The 25,176-nt window shown below is 67.6% G+C and carries 21 protein-coding genes; 8 read left to right on the forward strand and 13 right to left on the reverse strand.

The window, feature by feature from the left end; translation table 11 throughout:
* Positions 1-188: 188 nt before the first annotated feature.
* From AC5RVG_RS09910 to AC5RVG_RS09920, 3 genes are all read right to left on the reverse strand, one after another.
* Entirely contained in the window at positions 189-821 is a 633-nt protein-coding gene (locus AC5RVG_RS09910) for a trimeric intracellular cation channel family protein (RefSeq protein WP_494000878.1), read from the reverse strand.
* A 109-nt stretch (positions 822-930) separates the two neighbouring features.
* On the reverse strand, positions 931-1,587 hold the full coding sequence (locus AC5RVG_RS09915) for a response regulator (RefSeq protein WP_494000877.1): 657 nt from the start codon (positions 1,585-1,587) through the stop codon (positions 931-933).
* The gene (locus tag AC5RVG_RS09920; protein ID WP_494013718.1) at positions 1,580-3,457 is read right to left on the reverse strand and encodes a sensor histidine kinase; all 1,878 of its coding nucleotides are present in this window, start codon (positions 3,455-3,457) and stop codon (positions 1,580-1,582) included. The genes AC5RVG_RS09915 and AC5RVG_RS09920 overlap by 8 nt, the downstream gene beginning before the upstream one ends.
* 160 nt (positions 3,458-3,617) lie before the next feature.
* Here AC5RVG_RS09920 and AC5RVG_RS09925 point away from each other — a divergent pair, with 160 nt between their 5' ends.
* Positions 3,618-5,120, forward strand: coding sequence for a CitMHS family transporter (locus AC5RVG_RS09925; protein ID WP_494013719.1), 1,503 nt, complete (start codon positions 3,618-3,620; stop codon positions 5,118-5,120).
* 313 nt (positions 5,121-5,433) lie between these two features.
* Complete coding sequence (locus tag AC5RVG_RS09930; RefSeq protein WP_494013782.1) at positions 5,434-5,628, forward strand: hypothetical protein; 195 nt, start codon at positions 5,434-5,436, stop codon at positions 5,626-5,628.
* Between the two features lie 174 nt (positions 5,629-5,802).
* On the opposite strand, the gene AC5RVG_RS09935 is transcribed toward AC5RVG_RS09930, so the two are convergent.
* The 5 genes from AC5RVG_RS09935 to AC5RVG_RS09955 all read right to left on the reverse strand — a co-directional run bounded on the left by AC5RVG_RS09935 (position 5,803) and on the right by AC5RVG_RS09955 (position 11,903).
* Complete coding sequence (locus AC5RVG_RS09935) at positions 5,803-6,771, reverse strand: AEC family transporter (protein ID WP_494013720.1); 969 nt, start codon at positions 6,769-6,771, stop codon at positions 5,803-5,805.
* A 121-nt stretch (positions 6,772-6,892) separates the two neighbouring features.
* Positions 6,893-8,221 carry an enolase C-terminal domain-like protein gene (locus AC5RVG_RS09940; protein WP_494013721.1) on the reverse strand — a complete coding sequence of 443 codons (1,329 nt, stop codon included), beginning with the start codon at positions 8,219-8,221 and terminating at the stop codon, positions 6,893-6,895.
* Positions 8,218-9,825, reverse strand: coding sequence for an aldehyde dehydrogenase (NADP(+)) (locus AC5RVG_RS09945; protein WP_494013722.1), 1,608 nt, complete (start codon positions 9,823-9,825; stop codon positions 8,218-8,220). Before AC5RVG_RS09945 ends, AC5RVG_RS09940 begins: the two co-directional genes overlap by 4 nt.
* A 93-nt stretch (positions 9,826-9,918) precedes the next feature.
* A complete protein-coding gene (gene kdgD, locus AC5RVG_RS09950; protein WP_494013723.1) occupies positions 9,919-10,863 on the reverse strand; it encodes a 5-dehydro-4-deoxyglucarate dehydratase in 945 nt (314 codons plus the stop codon).
* Between the two features lie 155 nt (positions 10,864-11,018).
* Positions 11,019-11,903: a LysR family transcriptional regulator gene (locus AC5RVG_RS09955; RefSeq protein ID WP_494000868.1), complete on the reverse strand. Its 885-nt coding sequence runs from the start codon at positions 11,901-11,903 to the stop codon at positions 11,019-11,021.
* A gap of 160 nt (positions 11,904-12,063) precedes the next feature.
* On the opposite strand from AC5RVG_RS09955, the gene AC5RVG_RS09960 reads away from it, so the two are divergent.
* The 4 genes from AC5RVG_RS09960 (at position 12,064) to AC5RVG_RS09975 (ending at position 15,675) form a co-directional block, all read left to right on the forward strand.
* Complete coding sequence (locus AC5RVG_RS09960; RefSeq protein WP_494013724.1) at positions 12,064-13,068, forward strand: tripartite tricarboxylate transporter substrate binding protein; 1,005 nt, start codon at positions 12,064-12,066, stop codon at positions 13,066-13,068.
* Between the two features lie 49 nt (positions 13,069-13,117).
* Positions 13,118-13,669 carry a tripartite tricarboxylate transporter TctB family protein gene (locus AC5RVG_RS09965; RefSeq protein WP_493939986.1) on the forward strand — a complete coding sequence of 184 codons (552 nt, stop codon included), beginning with the start codon at positions 13,118-13,120 and terminating at the stop codon, positions 13,667-13,669.
* Positions 13,670-13,756: 87 nt separating this feature from the next.
* Complete coding sequence (locus AC5RVG_RS09970; RefSeq protein ID WP_494000866.1) at positions 13,757-15,283, forward strand: tripartite tricarboxylate transporter permease; 1,527 nt, start codon at positions 13,757-13,759, stop codon at positions 15,281-15,283.
* A complete protein-coding gene (locus AC5RVG_RS09975) occupies positions 15,280-15,675 on the forward strand; it encodes a universal stress protein (protein WP_494000865.1) in 396 nt (131 codons plus the stop codon). Before AC5RVG_RS09970 ends, AC5RVG_RS09975 begins: the two co-directional genes overlap by 4 nt.
* A 108-nt stretch (positions 15,676-15,783) precedes the next feature.
* On the opposite strand, the gene AC5RVG_RS09980 is transcribed toward AC5RVG_RS09975, so the two are convergent.
* From AC5RVG_RS09980 to AC5RVG_RS10000, 5 genes are all read right to left on the reverse strand, one after another.
* On the reverse strand, positions 15,784-16,479 hold the full coding sequence (locus tag AC5RVG_RS09980; protein ID WP_494000864.1) for a FadR/GntR family transcriptional regulator: 696 nt from the start codon (positions 16,477-16,479) through the stop codon (positions 15,784-15,786).
* Between the two features lie 80 nt (positions 16,480-16,559).
* Positions 16,560-17,693 (reverse strand): L-talarate/galactarate dehydratase, encoded by a 1,134-nt coding sequence (locus AC5RVG_RS09985; protein ID WP_494013725.1) that lies wholly within the window; start codon positions 17,691-17,693, stop codon positions 16,560-16,562.
* Positions 17,694-17,847: 154 nt separating this feature from the next.
* Positions 17,848-18,834, reverse strand: a complete 987-nt coding sequence (locus AC5RVG_RS09990; protein WP_494013726.1) for a 2-hydroxyacid dehydrogenase — start codon at positions 18,832-18,834, stop codon at positions 17,848-17,850.
* A gap of 120 nt (positions 18,835-18,954) precedes the next feature.
* Entirely contained in the window at positions 18,955-19,218 is a 264-nt protein-coding gene (locus AC5RVG_RS09995; RefSeq protein ID WP_494000861.1) for a PLD nuclease N-terminal domain-containing protein, read from the reverse strand.
* A 147-nt stretch (positions 19,219-19,365) separates the two neighbouring features.
* Entirely contained in the window at positions 19,366-20,154 is a 789-nt protein-coding gene (locus AC5RVG_RS10000; RefSeq protein ID WP_494013727.1) for a DUF1697 domain-containing protein, read from the reverse strand.
* Between the two features lie 346 nt (positions 20,155-20,500).
* Here AC5RVG_RS10000 and AC5RVG_RS10005 point away from each other — a divergent pair, with 346 nt between their 5' ends.
* Both AC5RVG_RS10005 and AC5RVG_RS10010 read left to right on the forward strand, forming a co-directional pair.
* The gene (locus tag AC5RVG_RS10005) at positions 20,501-22,447 is read left to right on the forward strand and encodes an Hsp70 family protein (RefSeq protein WP_494013728.1); all 1,947 of its coding nucleotides are present in this window, start codon (positions 20,501-20,503) and stop codon (positions 22,445-22,447) included.
* Entirely contained in the window at positions 22,444-25,023 is a 2,580-nt protein-coding gene (locus tag AC5RVG_RS10010) for a LuxR C-terminal-related transcriptional regulator (protein ID WP_494013729.1), read from the forward strand. Before AC5RVG_RS10005 ends, AC5RVG_RS10010 begins: the two co-directional genes overlap by 4 nt.
* The last annotated feature ends 153 nt before the right edge of the window (positions 25,024-25,176 follow it).

Raw genomic sequence — 25,176 nt, forward strand, 5'->3', positions numbered from 1 at the left:
GTCCGTGGGCCCCCAGCCGCGGCTTCCGTCCGGCCGCCGCGTGGGGCCAGGGCCGCCGCTTCCGTCCAGCCGCCGCAGCCGTCCCGCCGCCGCTTCCGTCCAGCCGCCGCAGCCGTCCCGCCGCGGCTTCCGCCCCGCCGCGGCTTCCGCCCAGCCGCGGCTTCCGCCCAGCCGCGGGTGTTCCCTGATCAGCCGTCGTCCTGCGGCAGGCGCGATACCGGGGCCGCGTGCGGAATGTGCCAGCCATAGTGCAGGGAGACCACACGGAGCCCGAACACCACCGCGGCCACGCCCACGGCGGCCAGCGTTCCGTAGACCCCGGCAAACCACAGCACCACCACCAAGGCCGAACCCAACATGGCGGGCACGGCATACAGATCGTCCGGGCTGAACAGTTGGGGCACCCGGTTGGCCACGACGTCACGCAGTATGCCGCCGCCCACGGCAGTGGTCAGGCCCAGCAGCGCCGAGGCGACAGGGTTCATGCCCAGGCTCAGGGCCTTGACCGTCCCGGTGATGCAGAACAGTGCCAGCCCGCCGGCGTCGAAGATCAGCAATGGACGCTGCATGCGTTCCACGCTGCGGAACAGGAAGAAGACCACCAGCGCTGCCACCACCGGCGGGACGAAGTACAGCGGATTGTTGAAGGCACTGGGGACGGTATCCAGAATTACGTCCCTGATGATGCCGCCGCCCAGACCGGCCAGGGAGCCAAGGAACACGGAACCGATGATGTCGAATTTCCGGCGGGCCGCCAACAGGCAACCGGACATGGCAAAAAAGAAGGTGCCGAAAAGATCCAGTACCAAGCCAACGGTCATGCCTGCCATCCAATCATTGCCCGCCCCTGTTCCTGCCTTTGCCCGCCGTTGCGCGGCCACAAAAACCAGTCCGGTGGTGCCCCGGACCGGCCGACGGCCCCGCCCTGAGTCACCCGGCCCGGCCGTAACGGTGCTCTGGGCGCCCGGTGCTGCCATAGCGCAAATGGATTTCGACGGCGCCGTCGTCCGCCAAAGCAGACAGGTACCGCTGGGCAGTGGCCCGGGAGATGCCAACGGTCTGCGCTACTTCCGCCGCGGACCGCTGCAGCCCGGGTGCCAACGACTCCAGTACGGCGGCCTCCGTGGCCGACCGGGTCCGGGCCGCCACGGCGGCCTCGGCCGGGTGCAGGGCGTGCAGCGCGCGGTCCACCGTATCTTGGTCCACGGCCGGCTGCTCAGCCAAGAGGCGGCGGTAGCGCGCGTAGGCACGCAGTTTTCTCGCCAGCTGCTCCGACGTGAACGGCTTGATCAGGTAGCCGAGCGCGCCGCGGCGCAGTGCTTTGCGGATGGACGCCGCGTCAGCTGCGGCGGTCAGCATGATCGTGTCCACGTCGACTTTCCGCAGCAGGTCCAGTCCCAACGCATCGGGAAGGTACACATCCAGCAGCATCAGGTCCGGTGCCTGGCCGTGAGCCGAGCGCAGCGCCTGCTCGGCGCTTCCGACAGGCGCCAGCGCGCTGAACCCGGGGACGGAATCAACGTATCCGGCATGCAGGCGCCCCACGTGAAAATCGTCGTCGACAATCAGCACCTGTAGATCAGTCATGGTTCCCTCCTGGTGGTACAGGTTCGACCGTGCCCGGCAGCCTCGCGCAGAATACGGCTCCCGGCCCGAACGTGCGCCCTGGATCTGCCACCCAGACGTCCCCGCCGCGGCGCCGAGCCAGCCGGCGGCTCAACGACAGCCCGAAGCCTTGGCCGTGGATGTCGGGCAGGCCCGACACGTCGTCCGGCGGCGCGGTCTTGATCGATGGGTGGTCTCTCGAAGGGTCTGCCGTCGAGTAGCCCTCGGCGAAGATCTGGTCAATGCCGGCGGCCGCTTCTCCGGCGGCCGGGTGGTCGGCGGCGAGGCCGGACAGCCCGTCTCCTGAATCTGCCACCACCAGGTGCAGCGTTCCACCGTCTTCCGTTAACTCGTCCATGACCTCGACTTCCACCCAGCGGTCCGGGTTGCTCCCGAGCACAGCGGCCCGGACGGCGTTGTCCACCAGGTTCCCGATCACCGTGGTGACATCCTGCGGGTCGGTGACCCGGCCGCGCACCAGCGTCTCGGGACCGACCCGGAGCACCACGCCGCGCTCGGCCGCCTCCATGCTCTTCGCTCCGATGAAAGCCTGCAGGTAGGCGTCCCGCAGCAGGTCGGCCTGTTCGGCCGGGTAGTTCAGCGGTCCGGTCTGCATGATGGACGTGAGGTATTCCTGGGCGCGGTCCGGGTGCCCCGTGGCGAGCAGGCCGGAAATGGTGTGCAGCCGGTTGGCGAATTCGTGCCGCTGTGCCCGCAGCGCGGTGCTCAACGCGCCCACGGCGTCCAGCTGGCGGGTCAGCGACTGGACGGCCGTGCGGTCGCGCAGCATGATCACCCAGCCCAGTTCGGGTGCACGCGGAACTACGGCGCCGGTGCCCGTTCCGGGACGGTAGCCGCGCCTGCCCGGGGTGCGGCTGGCCTGGACTTCGCGCGCGGATAGGATCAGCACCCGGTAACCAACCACCAGCTCCACGGTGGGCGATTGCGGATCGGCGGCGTCCAGCAGCCCGGCCAAGGCATCGGGCAGCACAGATGCCCCGGCGCCGGGGATCTCCAGCTCGGCCAGCGGCCGGCCGACGAGGTCCGCGTCGATGGGAAAGCCCAGCAGCCGTTTGGCCTCGCGGTTGAACACGGTGATCCTGCGGTCCGCGGAAACACCGATGACGCCCTCGTCCACGCCGCGAAGCACCGCCTCCTGGTCCTGGGCCAGCGCCGCGATCTCCTCCGGTTCGAGTCCGAGAGTCAGGCGCTTGAGCCTGCGGCCCAGCAGCAGGGAAGCGGCCATCCCCAGCGCCAGAGCCCCGGCAGTCGTAAGCGCGATGGGCAGGATGCTCCGGGCCAGGGACTGCAGCACGTCCTGGCTGGAGAAGCCCACACTGACTTCGCCCACCACGGATGCGGACCCGGGAGCGTACACGGGAACCTTGGCCCGCGCGGAATGCCCCAGCGTGCCCTGTTCCTGTTCGGTGACCTCGCGGCCGGCCAGTGCTTCCGATGGGTCGGTGCTGACCATGCGGCCCAGCTCGGCCGGATTGGGGTGGGCCAGCCGCAGGCCTGTGTCGTCGGTGATCACAACGAACAGGGCTCCGGTCCGGAGCCGGACGTCCTCGGCCAGTGCTTGGAGCGGTCCGTTCTCCAGCGCCCTTGCGGACAGCTGATCGGGCCCGGCATCGACCAGCGCGGCGGTCTCGGCGCGGACGTCGCCGGACGCCGCGACGGCCCGTGCCGCGGCGAGGGCCTGGCCTTCGGCGTCTTCGCCCAGCCGCTGGTAGGTCAGCCAGCCCAGAACGGCGGCGGAGAGAAGGAGCACCACGGCCACGACGGCCAGTTGGAGGAACAGCATGCGGGCCGAAAAGCCCATCCGGGGCGGTCGCCTGCCCCCGTTCTCCATGGTGCCTCCCGGGTGCGGCCCTCGGCCTGTGAGCTAAATGAGCAAAACGTGCTCAATAAGCAGTATGCACCTGAAGGGCGTTTAACCGCCATTCGTGACCCGGACCACCCTAATGTCTGTAAAGCCGGTCACACCGGCTGCATTAGACAAAGGAGTTGCTGTGCTGGTTTTCCTCGGCTTCGCAATGATCGCGGTCTTTATGGCGCTGATCATGACCAAGAAACTGACGCCTGTTTTAGCCCTGATCATTGTGCCGACTGTTTTCGGCCTCTTCGCAGGGGCCGGCCTCGGCCTGGGCGACATGATCCTCGAGTCGATGAAGTCGTTGACATCCACAGCGGCGCTGCTGATGTTCGCCATCATCTTCTTCGGCCTGATGATCGATGTCGGACTGTTCGACCCACTGGTGCGCTTCATCCTGCGCACGTTGGGCAACGACCCGGCCAAGGTTGTGCTCGGCACCGCGGTGCTGGCCGCCGTCGTCTCGCTGGACGGCGATGGTTCCACCACCTTCATTCTGACGACGGCGGCCATGCTGCCGATCTACCTGCGGCTGGGCATGAGCCCGGTGGTGCTCACCTGCGTCGCCGGCCTAGCCAACGGCACCATGAACATTGTTCCATGGGGAGGTCCGACGGCACGCGCTGCTGCCGCCCTGGATGTCTCCCCGACCGACGTGTTTGTGCCGATGATTCCATCCCTGCTGGCAGGCATCCTTGTCGTGATGGTCTTCGCCTGGACGCTCGGTTTGAGCGAGCGCAAGCGGTTGGCGGGCGGCAATCCCAAGGCCACCGCCAAGGGCAAGCCCGATCTGTGGACGGATGCTGCCCGGGACGACGACGGCGGTGCCGGCAGCTCCGCTGGAAACTCCGGCGTTGGCAGGGGCCGCGGCAGGCGCGGAGCCGGGTCCGGGAAGCCCGTCCCGGGTACCTCGCCGGTCGGCGCTCCGGCCGGTGGCTCTGTCGCTGTTCTGGAGGCTGCAGAGGAAGGCCCGGTGGGCGGATCCCTGACCGACTCCGCCCTGGACCCCAACCGGGCCACCCTGCGTCCGCATCTGTTCTGGTTCAATCTGGCCCTGACCGTGGCCGTCATGGTGATCCTGGTGCTGGACGTCGTTCCGCTGGCCTACGTCTTCATGGTCGGGGCCGCCATTGCCTTGGTGGTCAACTTCCCGAACGTCAAGGAACAGGCCAACCAGTTGGTCGCGCACAGCAAGAGCATCGTCGCCGTCGTCTCCATGGTGATGGCAGCCGGGGTCCTGACCGGCGTGCTGAACGGCACCGGCATGGTCGACGCCATGGCAGCCTGGCTGGTGGACATCATTCCGGACTCGATGGGGCCGTTCATGGCCGTGATCACCGGGGTGCTCAGCATCCCCATGACCTTCTTCATGAGCAACGACGCGTTCTACTTCGGTGTGCTGCCGGTGCTGAGCGAAACTGCCGCCCACTTCGGCATCGCCCCCGCCGAGATGGCACGGGCCTCCATCACAGGCCAGCCCGTACACATGCAGAGCCCGCTCGTCCCTGCGATCCTGCTGCTGGTGTCGCTGGCCAGCGTGGAACTGGGCGACCACCACAAGAAGGTGCTGTGGCGTGCCACCGTCGTTTCGCTGGTGATGCTGGCCGTCGGTGTCCTGCTGGGCGCCATCCCCTGGGGCTGAGCCGCCAGCCAAATACGACGCGGCGCCGCCGTCTGGTTTCGACCACCGGACAGTGGGCGCCACCGCTCAACCTTGCAGAAAACCGGTCCCGATAATTGTCCGGAAAACCGGTTCCGCGGCCGCAATGAAGGAGGCCCCAAACCAAGAAAAGGAGAAAGCCGAGAAGTGGGCCGCTGTGACTACGGTGAAGGCTACACGGGCGTTGGCGAGCAAAGACCAGACGCAGCTGAGGTAGGGACCGCTGGCCTGGAGTGCCTAAGGTTCCGCCCCTTGAGCCGCTGCTCGCCGACGCCGGGATAGACCAGACCATGACATCAAGGTCTATCCCGGCGCCGGCCGCGGCTTCCTCAACAACCATGGCCCGTCGGAGCTGACATTCGGGGACAAGGTGCTCGCCAAGCTGGTTGCCGCTGGCTATCACGAGCCGTCTGCCGAGGACGCGCGCAGGCGCATCCTCGCCTTTTTCCAGGAACGCCTGCACCCTGGCCTGAGGGGGGAAGCGCGATGACATACCGCAGCCTGAAGGGAGCGCTACGGGCAGCGCGGGCTGCAGCCGGTTTCACCGCCGGCTACCCGTCAGTTGTGCGGCCACGCCGGCTCCCCTTGGGTCATGCAGACCCGTCAGGTCTTGAACCTCCAACGCCTCGCCGAGTCCACGAGCGTCCGAGTTCCGCCGGAGGGCTCAGCCCAGCAGCAGGGCGACCAGCAGGACGGCGGGCAGCGAGAGCAGGGAGCTCAGGAAGATGATGTCCCGCACCAGCGTGGACTGCATGCGGAACTGGCTGGTGAACAGGAAGACGTTCTGCGCCGTCGGCAAGGCCGCCATGACGACCACGCCCAGCAGCGGGACGCCGCCGACATCGAACACGAAGTGCGCCAGCGCCCACGCGATGGCCGGCATCAGGGCCAGCTTGACCACGGAGCCCAGCGCGACGTCGGCCCGCAGGGCGCGCTGGGTCAGCGGCTTTTGCCCGCGCAGGCTCATGCCGAACAGCATCAGCAGCAACGGAATGGACGCGTTGCCGAGCATTTCCACCGGCGTCCAGAGCACTTCCGGCAGGCGCAGCCCGGTCACGGAGATGAGCGCCCCGACGGCGGTGGCGACGGTGACCGGATTGAGGATGGACTTGATCACGGTGCGCCAGAGCGGGACAGCCGCGGCAGCACCGCCGTCGTCCGGTGAAAGCTTTCCCGCAGCCGCCTTCCGCTGGCACCAGGCGAAGACGGTCAGGTACACGGGCGCGATGACCAGCAGTTGGGCCAGCAGCACCGAAACCACCGGATCTGCGCTGCCCACTGCATAGAGGGCGATCGGTACGCCGATGTTCCCGGCGTTCACGTAGGTGGAAGCCATGGCACCGCCGGCCGTTTGTGCGGCCGACCGCCGCAGCAGGAAGCGGCTGAACAACGCATAGACCGCTCCCGCGAGGGCGGCGGTCATCAGCGCGATCGGAGTGTAGACGCCGACGACCGACGCGAGATCCGCCTCGGACAGCAGCACCAGCATCAGCGCCGGATTGGTGATGTAGTAGATCACCGGCGTCAGTCCGCGCTGCATCTCCGGCGCCTTCTGCGGGACGATGGCTGCGGCGGCAAAGCCGACGGCAACAATCACCAGCACCACGCCGAAGCCGAGCAGCACACCTTCCACGGAACCTCCAGAACTCACGGCTCTGCCCGGGCCAGCGCAAAACGCGCGGCCGGGCAGAGGTCAAACGGCGGGACACAAGAAGACCGCCCGCCCCGCGGGGGTGCGGAGCGGGCGGCGGGTACTAGCGGACCAGGCAGGGGCGCTTGGGATCGAACTCCCAGCCGGGCACCAGGTACTGCATGGAGACGGCATCGTCGCGGGCGCCGAGGCCGTGTTCCAGGTACAGGGCGTTGGCCTCGGCCAGGCGTTCGCCGTCCAGTTCGATCCCGAGGCCGGGGGCCTGCGGGACCTTGATCTCGCCGTCGCGGATCAGCAACGGTTCCTTGGTCAGGCCCTGGCCGTCCTGCCAGATCCAGTGCGTGTCCAGCGCGGTGATCTGCCCGGGAGCCGCGGCGCCGACCTGGGTGAACATGGCCAGCGAGATGTCGAAGTGGTTGTTCGAGTGCGAGCCCCAGGTCAGACCGAACTCGTGGCACAGTTGTGCCACGCGGACGGAGCCGGCCATGGTCCAGAAGTGCGGATCGGCCAGCGGAATGTCGACGGCGTTGGTGCGCACCGCGTGGGCCATTTCGCGCCAGTCGGTGGCGATCATATTCGTGGCGGTCTGCAGTCCGGTGGCGCGGCGGAACTCGGCCATCACTTCGCGGCCGGAGAACTTGCCTTCGGCGCCGCAGGGGTCCTCGGCGTACGCCACCACGGCCTGCATGCGCTTGCCCAGCCGGATGGCGTCCTGCAGCAGCCAGCCGCCGTTCGGGTCCAGCGTGATGCGCGCGTCGGGGAAGCGCTGTTTGAGGGCGGTGACCGCGTCGACTTCCAGGTCCCCGGCTTGGACGCCGCCCTTGAGCTTGAAGTCCTGGAAGCCGTAGCGGGCCTGCGCGGCTTCGGCCAGGCGGACCACGGCGTGCGGGGTCATGGCCTCTTCGCGGCGCACCCGTTCCCAGTCGTCCGCGCCGTTGGGCTCGCGCAGGTACGGCAGGTCGGTGGCGTCCGGGTTGCCCACGTAGAAGAGGTAGCCGAGCATCGGCACCGCGTCACGCTGTTGGCCGTCGCCGAGCAGTTCGGCCACGGGAACGCCCAGGAACTGGCCGTGCAGGTCAAGCAGCGCGGATTCGATCGCGGTCACGGCGTGCACGGTGGTGCGCAGGTCGAAGGTCTGCAGCCCGCGGCCGCCGGCGTCGCGGTCCGCGAAGGCCGCGGCGATTTCCCGCAGCAGGCTGCGGAAGCGGGCCACCGGGCGGCCGGTGATCAGGGCGCCGGCGTCTTCGATGGTGGTGCGGATTTTCTCCCCGCCAGGGACTTCGCCCAGGCCGGTGCGGCCGTCGGAGTCGGTCACGATGACCACGTTGCGGGTGAAGAACGGCCCGTGCGCGCCGGAGAGGTTCAGCAGCATCGAGTCGTGCCCGGCGACCGGGACCACCTCGACGGCGGCAATGGTGGGTTGGTTGCTCATGCCTGCCCTCCGGCCAGTTCCAGCGCGCCGTCGATCCGGCGGTTCAGCTTCCAGGGGTTCTCCTGCTGCACCGGTGCCGGCAGCAGGGCATCGGGAATGTTCTGGTAGGCCACCGGGCGCAGGAACCGCTCGATCGCCAGCGTGCCCACCGAGGTGGTGCGGGTGTCGGAGGTGGCCGGGAAGGGGCCGCCGTGGACCATCGCGTGCCCGACCTCTACGCCGGTCGGCCAGCCGTTGGCCAGGATGCGGCCGGCCTTGCGCTCCAGCACCGGCAGCAGCGGGGCCACCGTGGCGTGGTCCTCGTCGGTCATGTGCAGGGTGGCGGTCAGCTGCCCCTCGAGCCGCTTGGCCGCAGCCAGCAGGTCCTCGGTGGAGGTGTAGCGGACCAGCAGCGAGGCCGCGCCGAAGATTTCCTCGTGCAGCACCTCATTGGTCAGGAAGGTGCGGACGTCGGTGCCGAAGACCGCCGGCGCGGGGGCGTTCTGCGTGGCGCCTTCCTGGCCGCGGGCCACCAGGTCCACCCCGTCCTGCTTGCCGAGGGAGTCGACGCCGGCGGTCCAGGAGTCGGCGATGCCGCGGGTCAGCATGGTCTGGCCGGCGGCCGGGGCCAGGGCCCGTCCCACCGCGGCCGCGAACGCGTCCCCGGCCTCCCCGGCGGGCACGAAGGCAAGCCCGGGAGCGGTGCACAGCTGGCCGCTGGAACCGGTGACCGAGCCGACGTAGGCCGCGGCCAGCGCGTCCAGGTCGCCCTTGAGCGCGCCGTCGAAGAAGAACACCGGGTTGATCGAGCTCATCTCCGCGTAGACGGGGATCGGTTCCGGCCGTGCCGCGGCGGTGGCCACCAGGGCGGTGCCGCCGGAGCGGGACCCGGTGAACCCGACCGCCTTGATGACCGGATCGGAGACCAGCGCCTGACCGATGCTGGCGCCGGGGCCGTAGACCAGGGAGAACACGCCCGGATGCAGGCCGGCCTCGGCCACGGCGTCGGCGATGGCGTGCCCGACGATTTCGCTGGTGCCCGGGTGGGCGTTGTGCGCCTTGAACACCACCGGGCAGCCCGCGGCCAGGGCGGAGGCGGTGTCTCCGCCGGCGGTGGAGAAGGCCAGCGGAAAGTTGCTGGCACCGAACACGGCGACCGGGCCCAGCGGGACCTTGCGCTGCCGGATGTCGGCCCGCGGCATCGGCCGGCGGTCCGGCTGGGCCGGATCAATGCGCACGCCGCGGTGGTCGCCCTGGCGCACTACCGCGGCGAACAGGCGCAGCTGGCCGGTGGTGCGGCCGCGTTCCCCGTTCAGCCGCGCGGCGGGGAGACCGGTTTCGGCCATCGCGCGTGCCACCAGCTCGTCACCGACGGCTTCGATGTTCTCGGCGATCTTCTCCAGGAAGGCGGCATGCGTTTCCGGCTCCAGCGTGCTGAAGGAGGCGAAAGCTTCCTCCGCCGCGGCAGTGGCGGTCGCCAGCTGGGCCGCGTCGATCAGGCTGTAGGCCGGTTCGAGGACTTCGTTGGTGGCAGGGTCGAAGCCGTTGACAGTGCCGCCGGTACCGGTCACGGCTTCGCCGGCGATGATCGAATGGCCTGTCAGAGTTGTCTGCGTGCTGGGCATCGGATGCTCCTTCTGGACTGGGGATGGTCTGCGGTGGCTGCTGGGCGGAAAGCGGCCGCCCCGTGCAGGGCGGCCGCTTCCCGGGCGCGGAACCTAGGCGTTCTGCCGGACGTCTGCCGGGCGGATGCCGGCGGCCTCAATCAGGGCCGACAGGTCGGCGATGTCCTTCTCGGTCAGGTCCTGCAGCGGCGGGCGGACGAAGCCTGCGTCGCGGCCGACGGCCTTCAGGCCGCCCTTGACGATGGAAACACCGTATCCCTTAACCCGGTCGCGGATGTCCAGGTAGGGGAGCACGAAGCGGTTGAGCTTCTCGGTCACGGCATCGCGGTCTTGGTTGCGGACGTCGCGGTAGAAATGCAGGGCGAACTCCGGCACGAAGTTGTACATCGCCGAGGAGTAGGTGCTCATGCCCAGCTGCAGCAGCGGCAGGGCAAAGGTCTCCGCCGTCGGCAGCCCGCCCAGGTAGAACAGCCGGTCGCCGTTCTTGGCGTAGACCTTGGTGAGGTGCTCGATGTCGCCCAGGGCGTCCTTGAAGCCGATGAAGTTCGCGTGCCGGTCGGCCAGGGCCGCCACGGTGTCCGCGGCGTAGATGGCGTTCGCCCTGTTGTAGACGATGACGCCGATGTTGGTGGCGGCGCATACGGCCGAAACGTGCGCCAGCAGGCCGGCCTGGTCGCATTCGGTCAGGTACGGCGGCAGCAGCAGCAGGCCCTCGGCTCCCGCGGCCTCTGCGTCCTTGGCGTTCTGGATGGCTTGGGCGGTGGAGCCGCCGGCCGAAGCAAGCACCGGAACCCGGCTGCCGGCTTCCTCAACGGCCATCCGGACCACGCGGGCGGACTCGGCCGGAGTCAGGCTGAAGCCTTCGCCGGTGCCGCCGGCGGCAAACAGGCCTGCGACATCGAAGCTGGACTGCCAGTCCAGGTGGTTGCGGTAGGCGGCTTCGTCGATATTCAACTCTGCATCAAACGCCGTCACTGGGAATGACAACAGCCCGTCCTTGAGCTTGTCTGCGAGTTCATGGGGCGTGTACTGGGCCACGTGCATCTTCCTTTGCGATGGTGCCGCGGGCGGCGGGTTGAATGCGTTGGCTCCACCCTAGGAAGACAACGTGATGCCTGTCCAAGCCCTCTTTTGTATGGATTGATGCACTAAGAGTATTGACGTTTGGAGACGCGGTGGTGGTCGGCTGGCAGCTAGGAGGCTTTGGCCCACACGCTCTCCAGCATCCTGCGTAGCGCGGGGTTGTGCGAGTTCCGGTTCCAAATGGCATGCAGTTCCACCGAGTCCGGCGCGAGTTCGGGCAGATGCAAGTAGCTGACGCCATCGACTCCCAGCAGTTGTGCCGATTCGGGCACGAAGGCCACACCTCGGCCGGCCGCCACCAGCGCCACCATGGTCAGGATCTGGCTGACGGTGTGCACGACGTTGCCGTGCTCGATCGGGATTTGGCGCACCACCAGATCGTAGAAATAGCGCGCCTTGATCGGTGAATGCATGATGAGCGGCACGTCTTTGAGGTCGGCCACGGCCAGCGGACGTGCCAGTTGATCCAGCGGGTGCCCGCTGGGAACTGCGAGCATCAGGTTTTCCGACAGCATCAGGTGCGATTCGAAGAGGTCTGTGTCGAAGGGCGGGCGGGCCAGCCCCAGGTCAAGGTCGCCGTCCATAATGGCCTGGACCTGCTCCCCGGTCACCAGTTCCTCGAGTTCGACGTCGACATCGGGCAGTTCCAGTGCAATCTCGGCGAGCAGGGGTCCGAGTACGCTGAAGGCGGTGGCGGCAGTGAAGCCGATCCGGATCTCACCCGCCCGGCCGGCGGCGATGCGGCGTGCCGTTCGGGGCGCCCGGTCTGCCGACACCACCAGCTTCCGCGCCTCGGAGAGAAAGGCGTGTCCGGCGGCGGTCAATGCCACCTTGCGGTTGTCCCGCTCCAAGAGTTCGACGCCGATGCTGCGCTCCAGTTTCTGGATCTGCCTGCTGAGCGGGGGCTGGGTCATGCTCAGCCGTTCGGCGGCGCGGCCGAAATGCAACTCTTCGGCGACAGCGATGAAACTTCGGGCCTGGTCCAAGGTGAACATGATGCCTTTCAAGTATCATTCAATGCACTAATGGGCTTGGACATGCATCATAGTCTCTTTCTAAGCTCGATGTCCGAGCCACTAGTGACCTGTCTCATATGAGTCGGGTCACGGCCGAGACCCGTTCGAACATCGCTGTTCATCGAGCAAGGAGCCCGAAGTGAAAGCACTCTCCATCCGCCGGACCGTTCTAGGTCTGACCGCTGCCTCTGCTGCGCTGGCGTTGACCGCTTGCGGCGGCAACGTTGGGGGCGGCACTGCCGCCGAGGGGGACAGCTTCCCCAACGGCCCCATTACTCTGACCGTCGGCCAGGCTCCGGGCGGGTCGACGGACCTGATCGCGCGCACCGCGGCCGAAGGCATGGCCGACGAGCTCGGCGTCGCTGTTCCGGTGGTGAACAAGCCCGGTGCCAACGGCGCCCTGGCAACGCAGGAAGTCGCGGCAATGGAGCCCGACGGACAGAACCTCGTCCTGCTGAATGCCTCGCTGATCACGATCACTCCGCTGGCAGTATCTGAAGACGAAGCCGTCAGCCTTGACGACCTGGATGTCATCAAGGGCCTCTCGCAGGACGACTACGTGTTGGTTGCCAGCGCCGAATCCGGTTTTGAAAACCTGGACGATATCAAGAACAGCTCCAAGAAGCTGACCTTCGGCACCACCGGCGTGGGCACCGGCTCGCAGCTGTCCCAAGCCATCCTGTTCGCCCAGGCCGAGATCAAGGGCACCGCGGTGCCGTTCGATTCGGGTTCCCCCGCGCTGACCGCTGTCATGGGCAACCAGGTCCAGCTGGCCACCATCCAGCTGGGCGAAGCCAAGCCGCAGATCGACGCCGGCAAAGTCAAGCCGATCGTTGTCTTCTCCGACGAGCGCAACACCTTCCTGCCGGACGTCCCCACCGCCATCGAAGAAGGCTACGAAGTCCCGGTCTCCCAGTACCGCGCCCTGGCTGCCCCGAAGGGACTGCCCGAGGATGTGAAGGCCAAGCTGGTCGAGTCGGTCGAGGCCGCCCAGGCCACCGACACGTACAAGGCCTTCAACGAGAAGAACATGCTGACCCCCAAGGAAATCTCCGGCGAGGAAGTCGTCCAGCAGTGGAACGACTTGGCTGCCAAGTACAAGGAGCTCACCGAGAAGTACGACATCTCGCTGGCCGGCGAGTAGCAACACCCACGTGAGGCCGTCCGGCCTCCACAGCGAATCGAGTTAAACCATGACGCCCCACCGCGAGACGCCAGCAGAAGGCACTGAGTCAGTCGACGTCGTCGACGATGACCTGACACCGGAGGAACTGGCTGCCCAATGGGAAGCCGAGGCCGCACCGCCGGCAGGACCCATTGCCAACCTCGCATCATCCCTCGTGGTGCTCGCGCTGGGCGTGGCGGGGCTCGTCATGTCGCTCGGTCTGGGGCTGGGAACGCCCTCCCAGCCCCGGCCCGGCATGTGGCCGTTCGTGGTCAGCCTGATCATCGCTGTCCTCGCGCTCGCCCAACTGGTTGTTGGGCGGCGTGGGGGCCGCGACGGGGAAAAATTCTCCAAACTGTCCTGGCTTGCGGCCATTGGGTTTGTGACCCTGCTGATCATGGTGTTGCTGATGCCGCTGATCGGCTTCGAGGTCCCTGCACTGCTCCTCTGCCTGGTCTGGATGAAGTTCCTCGGCGGTGAATCCTGGCGTGGCGCCATCATCTACTCGCTGCTGATTGTTGCCGCGTTCTACGCCATCTTCATCCTTGCCCTGGGAACGTCGATTCCCCACCTGTTCTAGCGGGTTGTGCACTCCCACGGTGTCGGCTTTGCCGCCAACGTGGGACCCTCGCGCCCCACCCTCGCCCACTGATCCAAAGGTTCTCGCATGGATTTCCTGCAACCGGTCATGGACGGCTTCGGCGTCGTCCTAGAGCCCTCCAACTTGCTGTACTGCCTGCTGGGCGTTGTTATCGGCATGCTGATCGGCGTACTGCCTGGCCTCGGTCCGGCAGCCACCATCGCAATCCTGCTGCCGCTGACCTACGGGATCGAGCCCGTCACGGCCATCATCATGTTGGCGGGCATCTTCTACGGCGCACAATACGGCGGCACTATCACCTCGGTGCTGTTGCGACTTCCGGGCGAAGCCAGCTCCGTCGTCACCGTCTTCGACGGCTACCAGCTCGCCAGAAAGGGCAAAGCCGGAACGGCGCTGGGCATCGCCGCCATCGGCTCCTTCATCGGCGGCACGGTGGCCATCATCGGTTTGACCTTCCTCGCCCCGCTGGTGGCAGGCTTCGCATTGGACTTCGGCCCGCCCGAGTACGCAGCCTTGGCCATGGTCGGCATCCTGCTGGTCGCCACGATCAGCAACGGCGCCAAAATCAAGGCATTGATCGCCGCCGCCTTCGGACTTCTGCTGGCCACCGTGGGCCGCGACATTTTCACCGGTGCCGAACGCTTCACGTTTGGCAACCTGAGTCTGGCCGACGGCATCGACTTTGTCCCGGTGGCCATGGGCCTGTTCGGCGTCGGCGAGATTCTCTACAACCTGGAAGAACGCCACCGCGCGGCCCAAGCGCCGGCAACAGTGGCAAACGTTTGGCCGTCCAAGAAGGACCTCAAGCAGTCGGCCGGGGCTATCGGGCGCGGCTCTGTGCTCGGCTTCTTCCTGGGCATCCTGCCTGGCGGCGGCGCCACGATCTCCTCGCTCGCCGCCTACGCCGTGGAGAAGAAGCGCGCCAAGAACCCGGAACGCTTCGGCAAGGGCGCCGTGGAGGGTGTTGCCGGTCCGGAGACCGCCAACAACGCCGCGGCGACAAGCTCCTTTATTCCGCTGCTGACCCTGGGCATTCCCGCCAATGCCACCATGGCGATCATCTTCGGCGCGCTGCTCATTCAGGGCGTGACCCCGGGCCCGCAGCTCATTGTCGAGAACCCGGATCTGTTCTGGGGTGTGGTCAACTCGATGTACATCGGCAACATCCTGCTGCTGATCATGTCCATCCCGCTGGTCGGCTTGTTCGTCCGCATCCTGCGGGTGCGCGCCGCCATCCTCGCTCCGATCACCGCACTGATCACCTTGCTTGGCGCCTACACCATCCGCAACTCGATGTTCGACGTGCTGCTGGTGGTCCTCTTCGGCGCCGTCGGGTACCTGATGAAAAAATTCGGATTCGAGCCTGGACCGCTGGTGTTGGCCTTCGTGCTCGGTGCGCTGCTCGAGTCCAGCCTGCGGCGTTCGCTGTTGGTGCTCGACGGAGACGTCGCCGGATTCATGGGCCGGCCGATCTCCGGCACGCTGGTAGTTCTGTTCGTGCTGGTCGCTGTCTGGCCGATGGTCAAGTCCGCCATAGAGCGCCGGAAAAACTCCCGTACCCAAGCTCGCACCGAAACCAAGGAGAACGCATGAGCATCCTCGTCGGCTATGTACCCACCCCCGTGGGAGAGGCAGCCGTGTCCGCCGCCATCGCGGAAGCCAAGCTCCGCGGTGAAGACCTGCTGATCGTCAACTCCACCCGTGAAGGGGTGCTGGTGGATAAAACCGTGGCGTCGGAGAACGACCTCCTCCGCCTGAAGTCGGCAGCCAATGAGGCGGGCGTGGCCGCAGAAGTGCTTCGCCCCACCCACCGCGACGACCTGGCCGACGAGATCCTTGAGCTCGCCAGCGAACGCGAGGTCTCGCTCATTGTCATCGGTCTGCGCCAGCGCACGCAGGTGGGCAAATTCATCATGGGTTCGCACGCTCAGCGCATCCTGTTGCAGGCAGACCGGCCGGTGTTGGCCGTCAAGGCAGCCGAGTAGCCACAGCCGGTTCACCCTCGCAACAGCGAAGCGGCAGCAGACTTTTGTCTGCTGCCGCTTCCGTATCCGGACCCAGTGATCTTACGGCGGGTGCAGTTCCCGGGGTAATCAGTGCCCGGATTCGCTCTCCAACCGCAGCCGCGAATTGACCAGGTGGGTGCGCATGGCGGCAGCCGCGGCCAGTGCATCGCCGGCTTCCACTGCGGCCAGCACCGCCGCATGTTCGGACGCCACGGCCGAGAGGCGGGACGTTTCGGCTTCGGATCCGCTGGCCTCCAGCCGGTAGCGGGGCATGGCAATCATGGCCGGGCCGAGGGCCGCGATCGCATCCAGAAAGTAGGGGTTGCCGCTGGCCTCGGCGACGGTGCGGTGAAACTCGAAGTCGTGGGATAAGGCCGCGGCCGGGTTGGAACCGGAGCGAGAGAAGTCAGCGTTTGCGGCGCGCAGGGCCGCCAACTGCTGGTCGGTCCGCCGGACGGCGGCCAAGGCAGCGGCTTCGCTTTCCACGCCGGTGCGGAACTCCACCAGCGCCCTCCGGTCCTCCAGAGTCCGCACGGGCCGGAGGCCGCGGGGGCCTTCCGCTTCCGCCGGTGGCGTCAGCGCGAAACTCCCGCTGCCGCGCCGGGTATGCACAAGTCCCTCCGCCTGCAGCCGGGTGATGGCCTCGCGCACCACTGTGCGGCTCACGCCGTGCTCTGCGATCAGCGTGTTCTCGCTGGGCAGCTTGTCGCCGGGAGCGATATCGCCGTCGACAATGCGCCGACGCAGGTCGTCAACCAAGGTGACCGTCAGGTTCGGTTTCAACAATCGCTCCCGTTTTCTCCAGGGCAGGGTGAGAGGGGAACGACGACGGTGCGCGGCACCGTCGTCGTCATGGGATAAGGCTAGGCGCGGCCGAACTCCACGCTGTCCGTGGTCCAGGCGCGCGCCTGTTCGCTGAAGGTGAAGCCGAGGCCCGGACGGTCCGGGACGATCATCCGGCCGTCGCGGGTCTCGAGGCGCTCGTTGAACAGCGGGTCCAGCCAGTCGAAGTGCTCCACCCAGGGCTCGCGCGGGTAGGCGGCGGCCAGGTGGAGGTGGATCTCCATCGCGAAGTGCGGCGCGAGGTCCAGCCCGGCCTGGTCCGCCAGCGTGGCCAGGCGCAGGAACTGCGTGATGCCGCCGACCCGGGGAGCGTCGGGCTGGATGATGTCGCACGCGCGGGCGGCGATCAGGCGTTCGTGTTCGGCCACCGAGGCCAGCATCTCGCCGGTGGCAATCGGGGTGTCCAGGGCAGCGGCCAGCGCGGCATGGCCTTCGGCGTCGTAGGCATCCAACGGTTCCTCGATCCAGACCAGGTCGAACTGCTCCAGGCGGCGGCCCATCCTGAGGGCGGTGGCCCGGTCCCACTGCTGGTTCGCGTCCACCATCAGCGGCACGCCGTCGCCGATGTGGTCGCGGACCGCGGCGACACGGCGCAGGTCCTCGGCCGAGTCCGGCAGGCCGACCTTGATCTTGATGCCGCCAATGCCGTCGGCAAGGGAACGGCTCGCGCGGTCCTTGACCTCGTCGATGGAGGCGTTGAGGAAGCCACCGGAGGTGTTGTAGGTCCGGACCGAGTCCCGGTGCGCGCCGAGGAACTTGGCCAGCGGGAGCCCTGCCCGCTTGGCCTTGAGGTCGTAGAGCGCTATGTCGAGCGCGGCCAGGGCCTGGGTGGCGACGCCGGACCGGCCCACCGACGCGCCTGCCCAAAGCAGCTTGTTGTAGAGCTTGGCGATGTCGTTGGGGTCCTCGCCGAGCATCGCCTCGGCGACTTCCGTCGCGTGGGCGTATTGCGCCGGGCCGCCGGCCCGTTTCGAATAGCTGAAGCCCAGGCCCTCGTGTCCCTGCACGGTGGTGATTTCGGCAAAGAGGAAGACGACTTCCGTCATGGGCTTCTGGCGCCCGGTAAAGACCTTGGCGTCAGAGATGGGCGTGGCCAGCGGCAGCGTGGCAGTGGAGAGCTTGACGTGCCGGATGGCATCGGCGGTGTAGGGCATGGCGGTCCTTACGCGGGGATGGCTACTGCGACTGATTGTACAAGTCGCGCACTTGTCATACAAGTATTGCTTCAGGGCGACGCTTGCCAGAGCCAACCCCGGTTTTACCCCGCGTCGACCCCCCGGATTTCCCGGCGCCGGGCCGGGCACGGGGTTAGCCGATCGGGGTTACCAACGAGCCGTCGCGCAGGTAGCTGCGCAGGTTCTCCAATGTCAAAGCGGCCATGTCGGCGCGGGTCTCACGGGTGCCGCTGCCGATGTGCGGTAACAGGACCACGTTCTCCAGCTCCATCAGTTCGGCCGGCACATGCGGTTCGTCGGCAAAGACGTCCAGCCCTGCGCCCGCCAGGCGTCCTCCGGCCAAGGCGGAGACCAGGGCATGTTCGTCCACAATGGTGCCGCGGGCGATGTTGATCAGGTAGCCTCCCACGCCGAGCTTGGCCAGCACCCCGGCGTCGACCAGGTTCACCGTCTCCGGTCCTCCGGCAGCCGCGATGACGAGCACCTCGACGGCCTCGGCCAGTTTGGCGGGGGAGGAGTGGAACGCGTAGCCCGAGTCTTCGACGGCGCGGCGGCTGTGGTAGTGGATCTCGCAGTTAAACGCTTCCAGCCGCTTGGCGATGGCCTGGCCGATCCGGCCCAGGCCGAGGATGCCGACCTTTCTGCCGGAGGCCCGCGTGGTCAGTGGGTAGGACGTGGTTGAGGCCCATCCGCCGAGGCGGACGAACCGGTCGGCGGCGCTGGTTCGGCGCAGTACATCCAGATAGAGGGCCAGCGCGGTGTCGGCCACGCAATCGGTGAGCACATCCGGGGTGTTGCTGACGTGGATGCCGCGTTCGTTTGCCTGCTCGACGTCGGTGGCGTCGTAGCCGGCGCCGAAGTTTACGATGGCTTCGAGGTTCGGCAGCCGGCGCATCAGGTCGGAGCCGACACCATGGCGGCCGGAGCACACCGCCACGCGGATGCCGGGGGCGTGCCGCAGCAGGAAATCGCCGCGTTCCGGGCCGTCCGGGAGCAACAGTGCGCCGAACTCATCCGCCAAGGCGGCGGTGACAACGGGGTTCACCGGTCCAATCTGAAGGACCTGCCGGCCGTTGGAGGGTGTGGAAGCAGCGGCGCGCACGGCCGTACGGGTAGTCATGCCAGAAGAGTAAGGACCTTCGCGGAGGCGCGTCCAACACGGATACTGCATGGACCGATACCCGGCGGGACACGTTCCATCCGTCCCGCGGAACCGCTGGCCGTTTTCGCGGGCGGGCCTTTAGGGAACAAGGGGCCCCGTCGCCTGCTTCACCGGCCCGGTGTCCGGCTGGGCCGTATGAGCGGCGGCCCGGCGCGATGCCGTCCGGAACCACGCCAGGGGGCCAAGGATGGGCACCGCGAGCACCAGCAGGGACCAGCCGGCTTTCGCCGACCGCTGCCGTTTGCTCCGCCCGATGCTGACCAGCGCTCCGACCGCCAGGAAGAGGGCAAATGGACCGGCACAGACGGCAGCCGATATCCACGTGACCGAGTCGAACAGCATAGGATCCCCCTTCCTTGGCCGTGCCCGGCCGCCGGCCATAACAAAGGCCCCAACAATCACGAGTCTAGAATTGCACCGGCGCCGCGGCTATCCGCCGGGAGGATGAGTTCGGGCGGTTCCACTCCTCCCCCGGTAGCAGGGGCCGCCTCAGCCCTCCGTGCGGAACCTGGCCAGCATCTTGTGCAACGTGTTGAGGTTCCTGGTGGTCGACACCGGCTTGTACATCGTTTTGGCCATTTGCTTGGACAGTTTGGACTCCAAAGTGTTGCCTTTGGGCACCTCCCAGTACAGGACGTCGCCCCCCGGAGACGCCCGTTCTTCGGGCGAAAGTTCCGGGCAGTCCTCGAGCAGTTGTTCCACAACATCCTCACCCGTGGTGAGCACCGCGTAAGCGTGCCGGGGAACGCCGTCGTCGGCCGGGGTGAACGGGTAGCCCTCGACGATGGCGGCCAGCTCGCTGGGAGTCTTGACTATGACCCAGGCGTCGTAGCCGAAAGCCGTCCGCAAGCTCGCTTCGACTCTTTGCTTTACCACGCCGGGGTCTTGGGTCTCCGCGCGCAGCACGACGTTGCCCGAGGCGAGGACGGTCTCCACCTGCCCGAAACCGGCTTCGGTGAGGACCCGCTGCAAGTCCTTCATGGCAATCCGGACGCCTCCAACGTTGATGCCGCGCAAAAACACGCCATAAGTCCGTAAGGAACCGGATTCGCCGTATTTATTTTTCATGGTGCTCCGGGGTCGGATGGACAGGAAATCATTGTATGCATCGGCCGTGATCGCTTCACGGTCTACCCATTGAGGGACTAGGCGAAGCAAGGTACGCGACTTCGCATATGTATCACCAGGGAGGCGCAAAATCGAGGAAATAGGCCGTCGAAGGACTAAACCATTCACCAAATTTTCGTGTTGCTCATGCTTGTTAAACGGGGGATCCATTCCCTTGTCTAAGCACGTCACCCCTCCTAGGCTGAATGTAACGGAACGGCTTTCTGAAGGACGCCGGATCCAAGTGTGGGGAACTGCGGTTGGCGGCGGCTGAGGGCGTCATTCCGCAGCGGCTTCATGGGGACACGGGCGGATGGATACCGCCCGCCTAGGGGGAATCAGAGCATGACTCTGGAGACAGTATAAAGAAGCGGTGGGGGACGTTCCTTGCTGGACGTACCTGAGGGGATTCATGGCTTATGTACTGAGTGTCGATGTCGGCACAAGTTTCACGGCAGCAGCGACAGCGCGATACGGGAGCGGAGACCGAAAGCCTCAGCAGCCGCAGGCTGTCCACTTGGGTTCACGTGCGGCGGCCGTGCCGTCGGTGATCTATGTAGGCGAAGACGGCGCAGTTCTGGTCGGAGAGGCAGCCGAACGGCGGGGCACGACGTCCCCTGACCGGGTGGTTCGAGAATTCAAGAGGCGGATCGGCGACTCGGTGCCGATGATGGTCGGAGACCTGTTTGTCGCACCTGAGGACATTTTCGCCGCCGTGGTCCGGTGGGTCGTAGACCGCGCCCAGGAACGTGAAGGCGAAGCTCCGGAAGCGGTAGTGGTGTCGCATCCGGCCAGCTGGGGTGACTACAAGACCGGACTGATCCGTGACGCCTTGGCCGGCGTCGGGCTCGCCGACGTCATGTTGTTGAGCGAGCCGGAAGCAGCCGCGCTCCATTACGCCTCCCAGAACCGCGTGGGCACGGGGAGCCTGGTCGCCGTCTATGACTTTGGCGGCGGTACCTTCGACGCGGCAGTCCTGCACAAGGGTGACGCAGCCTCATTCACGCTGCTGGGCAAACCGGAAGGTTTGGAGCGGGTGGGTGGAGCTGATGTCGACGACGTCGTCTTCGCGCACGTCGTCGCCAGCCTGGACGGCGGGCTGAGCGCGGTGGATCCCACCTCGACGCAAGCACGCGTGGCGCTGGACCGTATCCGGCGGGAATGCGTGGAAGCCAAAGAAGCGCTTTCGGCCGATTCCGAGGCAACGATCCCTGCGTTGCTGCCGGAGCTGCAGACAGGCGTCCGCCTGGTGCGGTCCGAATTTGAGGGCATGATCGAGGATCTGGTGCGGGACACGCTCCTCTCCCTGCGCCGGGCCCTCGACACAGCGCAAGTGGCTGCCGAGGACCTCACCGCCGTCCTCTTGACCGGCGGCTCGTCCCGCATCCCCTTGGTTGCCCAATTGCTGTCCGCCGAACTGAACCGTCCCCTCGCCGTGGATGCGGACCCGAAGGCCGCCATCAGCCTGGGGGCCGCGTACTTCGCGGCCCGAAACAGGCTCGCGCTGCCATCCGAACACGCTGCGGAGCCTGAGCCCCGGCCGGTGCCGGAAGCCGTCGCGGCCGAAGGCCGCGCCTTTCCGCAACCACACTTCCACGCCCACGCCGCGTCCGCGGTGGAAGGCGCCGGCAACGCACGGAAACCCGTGCTGGCTATGCGCGCCGCTGCCGTAACAGTGGCGGTCGCGGCCCTCACGGCGTTGACGGCAACCGCCGCCCAGAGCCCTCACGAATTCGGCCTGTTCGGTTCCCAACCGGGCGTCGCCCAAGGCAGCGCCGCGGAGCGGAACGGCCACGTACCCGGGGGAGCTCCGGAGGGAAGCGAAGGGGCCGGGCCGGCCAATTCCGTGATGGCGGCTGAACCGGCGCAGCCTGGCATGAGTCCCGTGGTCTTTTGGGAGAACTTAGCTGCAACGTCCTCCGGCGCAGCGGCTCCGAGCCCGGAAGGCTCGCCGGGCTATGGCGGCACCGCGGGCTTCGCGCAGGACCAGGCGACCTACGCGCAGGACCGGGCAACGACGCCGAACGGCCAACCGTCGACCCGTCCGGGAGGCGTGTCTACGCCGGCCGGCGATTCCGGGCAGGGCCCGGGATCGAAGCCGGACAACGGCACCAACACTCCTGCCCCGGGACCGACGGGAACCCCCGTGCCGCCCGCGGCTCCACAGCCAGGCACTACTCCCCAACCTCCCGCCCCTGAGCCGGAACCGAGTGTTCCGGCTGTGCCGACAACGGCACCGGAACCGGACCCGGTGCTGCCGCCTCCCGCCTCCGACCCCGCGCCGCCTCCCGCCCCCGACCCCGCGCCGGAACCCGCCCCGGAACCCGCGCCGGAGCCCTCATCAACACCGTCAGAGACTGTGGTTGTCGATCCTCCGCCGACCGCGCCAGCCTGGGTGGACCCGACGCAGCCGCCGGCACCGTCGGGTGACCCCACCGATGCGCCTGCTCCGGGGCCGGCATGACAGGTGCGACACCGGCGCAGCCGGCGGCACGCCGTTTGGTGAACCGGGATGCCGCGCAACTGCTGACGGAAGCCGCGACGGAATCCGAGTCGCGTTTACTGGCTACCGTGTCCGGTCCGGGAGGATCGGGCAAGAGCCTGCTGCTGGAAAACTTGGCGGCGGCCTATGAGGAAGCAGGAGTCCCCGTCAGCTCGGGCAGGCCCGCACTGGGGGAAGACCCTGTGGACGAAGGCACCACGGTACTGATCGACGACGCCCACCAGTTGGACGACGCCGGACTGGAGCGCGTCCATCGATTGGCCGACGGGCAGAACGTGAACCTCGTGGTCGCGTATCGGACGTGGCCGCAGTTGCCCGCCCTGCAGCGGCTGACGGCGGTGATGGAGGCGCACCGGCGGCCGGTGTTGTTGGGCCCCTGGACCCGTAACGATATTGCCCGGCACGCAGCAGCTGTCCGCTCTGACCGGCTTCCTGCTCCCGTCCTCGATCAGGTCTTCCGGCTGACCGGGGGCCTGCCTTGGCTGGTCCAGCATGTGTTGGAAGCGATCGACGATGCCCGCCCAATACCGTCAGATCCGGTGAAGTTCGGCGGGTTGGTCAACCATGTGGGCCACGAACTCGACCGGCTGGAACCCAACCTTCGGGAGCTGCTGCTGGCCCTGGCCGTCGGTTTCGATCCAGCCGGGCCGCTGCCTTCCGGACTGCGGGAGCTGCCCGACGGAATCGGGCCGCTGATGTCGCAGGCCACGGCCGCAGGGTTGGTGCTGCCCGAGGGAAACCTTGCTCCGCTCATGCGCAACGTCCTGCTTCATGTCACCCCGCAGCACCACGTCCGGGCCTTCCAGCGGGCCCTGGCCGACTGTTTAGCCAACAACACCGCACCGGAGTCCGTGGAGGTGGCCCGCGGACTGGTTCGGGGCGGACTCCAGGATCCACGCGTGGCCCGCGTCCTTGAAGACGCCGGCGACGGCGCCCTGGCTTCCGAGCCCCGGGTGGCCGCGACACTGTACGGTGAAGCGGCGGCAGCCGGCGCCGATGAAACGGCAACGGCGGCGCGCCGGGCCCAGGCGGCACTGGCCTCCGGAGACCTCGAAGCAGCCGGCCGCATCCTTGACCGTCTCCTGGCTCAGCCGGAGGCACCGGACAGGCTCCGCGGAGCGGACGTGGCGGCGTCGCTGTGGGCGCAGCGGGGCATGCTGGCGCGCAGCGCCCAGGTCTACCGGTGGCTCGGATCACCCGCCACGGAGGCGTCGAGGGCTCTGGCCGCCGTCGTCATGATCGGTACGGGTGACCCCGACGGGGCTCGAAGCCTGCTTGCCGGCAACCACGCCGACAACTCGCCAACCCTGACGAACGTGGCCGTCTCGTTGATGGGACAAGGCATCGTCGCGTCGATCGGCGAGCACACCGAGCAGGCGCTGCCGGCCCTGGTGCGGGCTTCCGACATGCTCACGGCCTCCGGCGCCGCCATTCCGCTGCCGGACAGCCCTGCGGCCCTCGCGGCCTTGGTGGCCCTGCACAGCGGTGAGCTCCCCGTAGCGGCAGCCGTCCTCGACGACGCTCTGCGCGGCCGCCAGGGAGGCCCGGCCGCCCGCTTGAGGCTGCTGCTCCTGCGGGCCTGGGTCGCCATGCTGCAGGACCACCCGGACAGCGCCGGGGCTGCCATCGCAGAGGCGACCGCCAGCGGAATCCGTCCCACCCCGCGCGACGAATTGTTGCTGGACGCCCTGCAGGTCGGGCTGGCGCGGCGAACCGATGACACCGCTGCCTTGGTGCGCGCCTGGGAGCGGGCGCGGGGCCGGCTGCTGCACGTCGCCGTCGATCTCTACAGCCTTTTGCCGCTGGGCGAACTGGCAGTGGCCGCTGCCCGCCTGCGTGATTCCGCGAGGCTGCAGCCGCATTTGACGGAGGCATGGGCGCTGCTGGGGAGATTGGGCGAACCGGTGCTGTGGTCTACCTCGCTGCATTGGTCTGCGGTCCAGGCAGCCCTTTTGGCGGACAGCCCCAGCGAGCTCGCCCCGCATGCCTCGGCGCTGGTCCGGGCCTCGGGGACGTACCGACTGGCGGGCGTGCTCGCGGCGGCCGGCCGGGCGTGGGTGACGGTGCTGGCCGGCAGGATCGATCCGAAGTTGGTGGAGGAGTCCGCCCGCGCGCTCGCAACCGTCGGCCTCACCTGGGACGGGGCGCGCCTCGCCGGGCACGCGGCAGCGCACGCGGACGAGCGCAAGGACATGAGCCGCCTCTTGGCTTGCGCCAGAGACCTGCATCCCGGCACGCGCGGGACCATGGACGCGCCTGCCGACGTCACCGTCACCGAGCCCGGCGGGCAGGCAGCGGTCCCCGCCGGAGCAGCACAGGGACAAGAAAGCGCCGTCTTGAGCGAACGGGAGCGCGAAGTCGCCCGGTTGGTGCTGGAGGGCAAGACGTACCGGGAAATCGGGGCCGCGATTTTCATTTCGCCGCGTACCGCCGAGCACCACATAGCGCGTATTCGACGGCGGCTAGGGGCTTCGAACCGCGCCGAACTCCTGACCCAGTTGCGGCTTGCGCTCGGCGAAGACAGTTCCCCGCAGTAAGTCCGCGGATATCCGGGCCTGGGCCCCTCCCTACCTAGTCCCCGTCCACCGCGATCCCCCTGGAGGGGGCGGGCGGCGGGGGAGGAAGCCCCGATGCGGGCGACAGCAGCCCGGCCGTAGCTTTGAACCAAGCCAAGCAACTCAGCTCGGCGG

Source organism: Arthrobacter senegalensis, assembly GCF_059091765.1.

Excerpts from the sequence above, each read along its gene's own strand:
- AC5RVG_RS09970 (WP_494000866.1), top strand. The coding sequence starts at position 13,757 with ATGGATTTCCTGCAACCGGTCATGGACGGCTTCGGCGTCGTCCTAGAG.
- AC5RVG_RS09990 (WP_494013726.1), bottom strand. The coding sequence starts at position 18,834 with ATGACTACCCGTACGGCCGTGCGCGCCGCTGCTTCCACACCCTCCAAC.
- AC5RVG_RS09975 (WP_494000865.1), top strand. The coding sequence starts at position 15,280 with ATGAGCATCCTCGTCGGCTATGTACCCACCCCCGTGGGAGAGGCAGCC.
- AC5RVG_RS09945 (WP_494013722.1), bottom strand. The coding sequence starts at position 9,825 with ATGCCCAGCACGCAGACAACTCTGACAGGCCATTCGATCATCGCCGGC.
- AC5RVG_RS09915 (WP_494000877.1), bottom strand. The coding sequence starts at position 1,587 with ATGACTGATCTACAGGTGCTGATTGTCGACGACGATTTTCACGTGGGG.
- AC5RVG_RS09940 (WP_494013721.1), bottom strand. The coding sequence starts at position 8,221 with ATGAGCAACCAACCCACCATTGCCGCCGTCGAGGTGGTCCCGGTCGCC.
- AC5RVG_RS09955 (WP_494000868.1), bottom strand. The coding sequence starts at position 11,903 with ATGTTCACCTTGGACCAGGCCCGAAGTTTCATCGCTGTCGCCGAAGAG.
- AC5RVG_RS09965 (WP_493939986.1), top strand. The coding sequence starts at position 13,118 with ATGACGCCCCACCGCGAGACGCCAGCAGAAGGCACTGAGTCAGTCGAC.
- AC5RVG_RS09920 (WP_494013718.1), bottom strand. The coding sequence starts at position 3,457 with ATGGAGAACGGGGGCAGGCGACCGCCCCGGATGGGCTTTTCGGCCCGC.
- AC5RVG_RS09995 (WP_494000861.1), bottom strand. The coding sequence starts at position 19,218 with ATGCTGTTCGACTCGGTCACGTGGATATCGGCTGCCGTCTGTGCCGGT.
- AC5RVG_RS09985 (WP_494013725.1), bottom strand. The coding sequence starts at position 17,693 with ATGCCCTACACCGCCGATGCCATCCGGCACGTCAAGCTCTCCACTGCC.
- AC5RVG_RS09910 (WP_494000878.1), bottom strand. The coding sequence starts at position 821 with ATGACCGTTGGCTTGGTACTGGATCTTTTCGGCACCTTCTTTTTTGCC.
- AC5RVG_RS10000 (WP_494013727.1), bottom strand. The coding sequence starts at position 20,154 with ATGGATCCCCCGTTTAACAAGCATGAGCAACACGAAAATTTGGTGAAT.
- AC5RVG_RS10010 (WP_494013729.1), top strand. The coding sequence starts at position 22,444 with ATGACAGGTGCGACACCGGCGCAGCCGGCGGCACGCCGTTTGGTGAAC.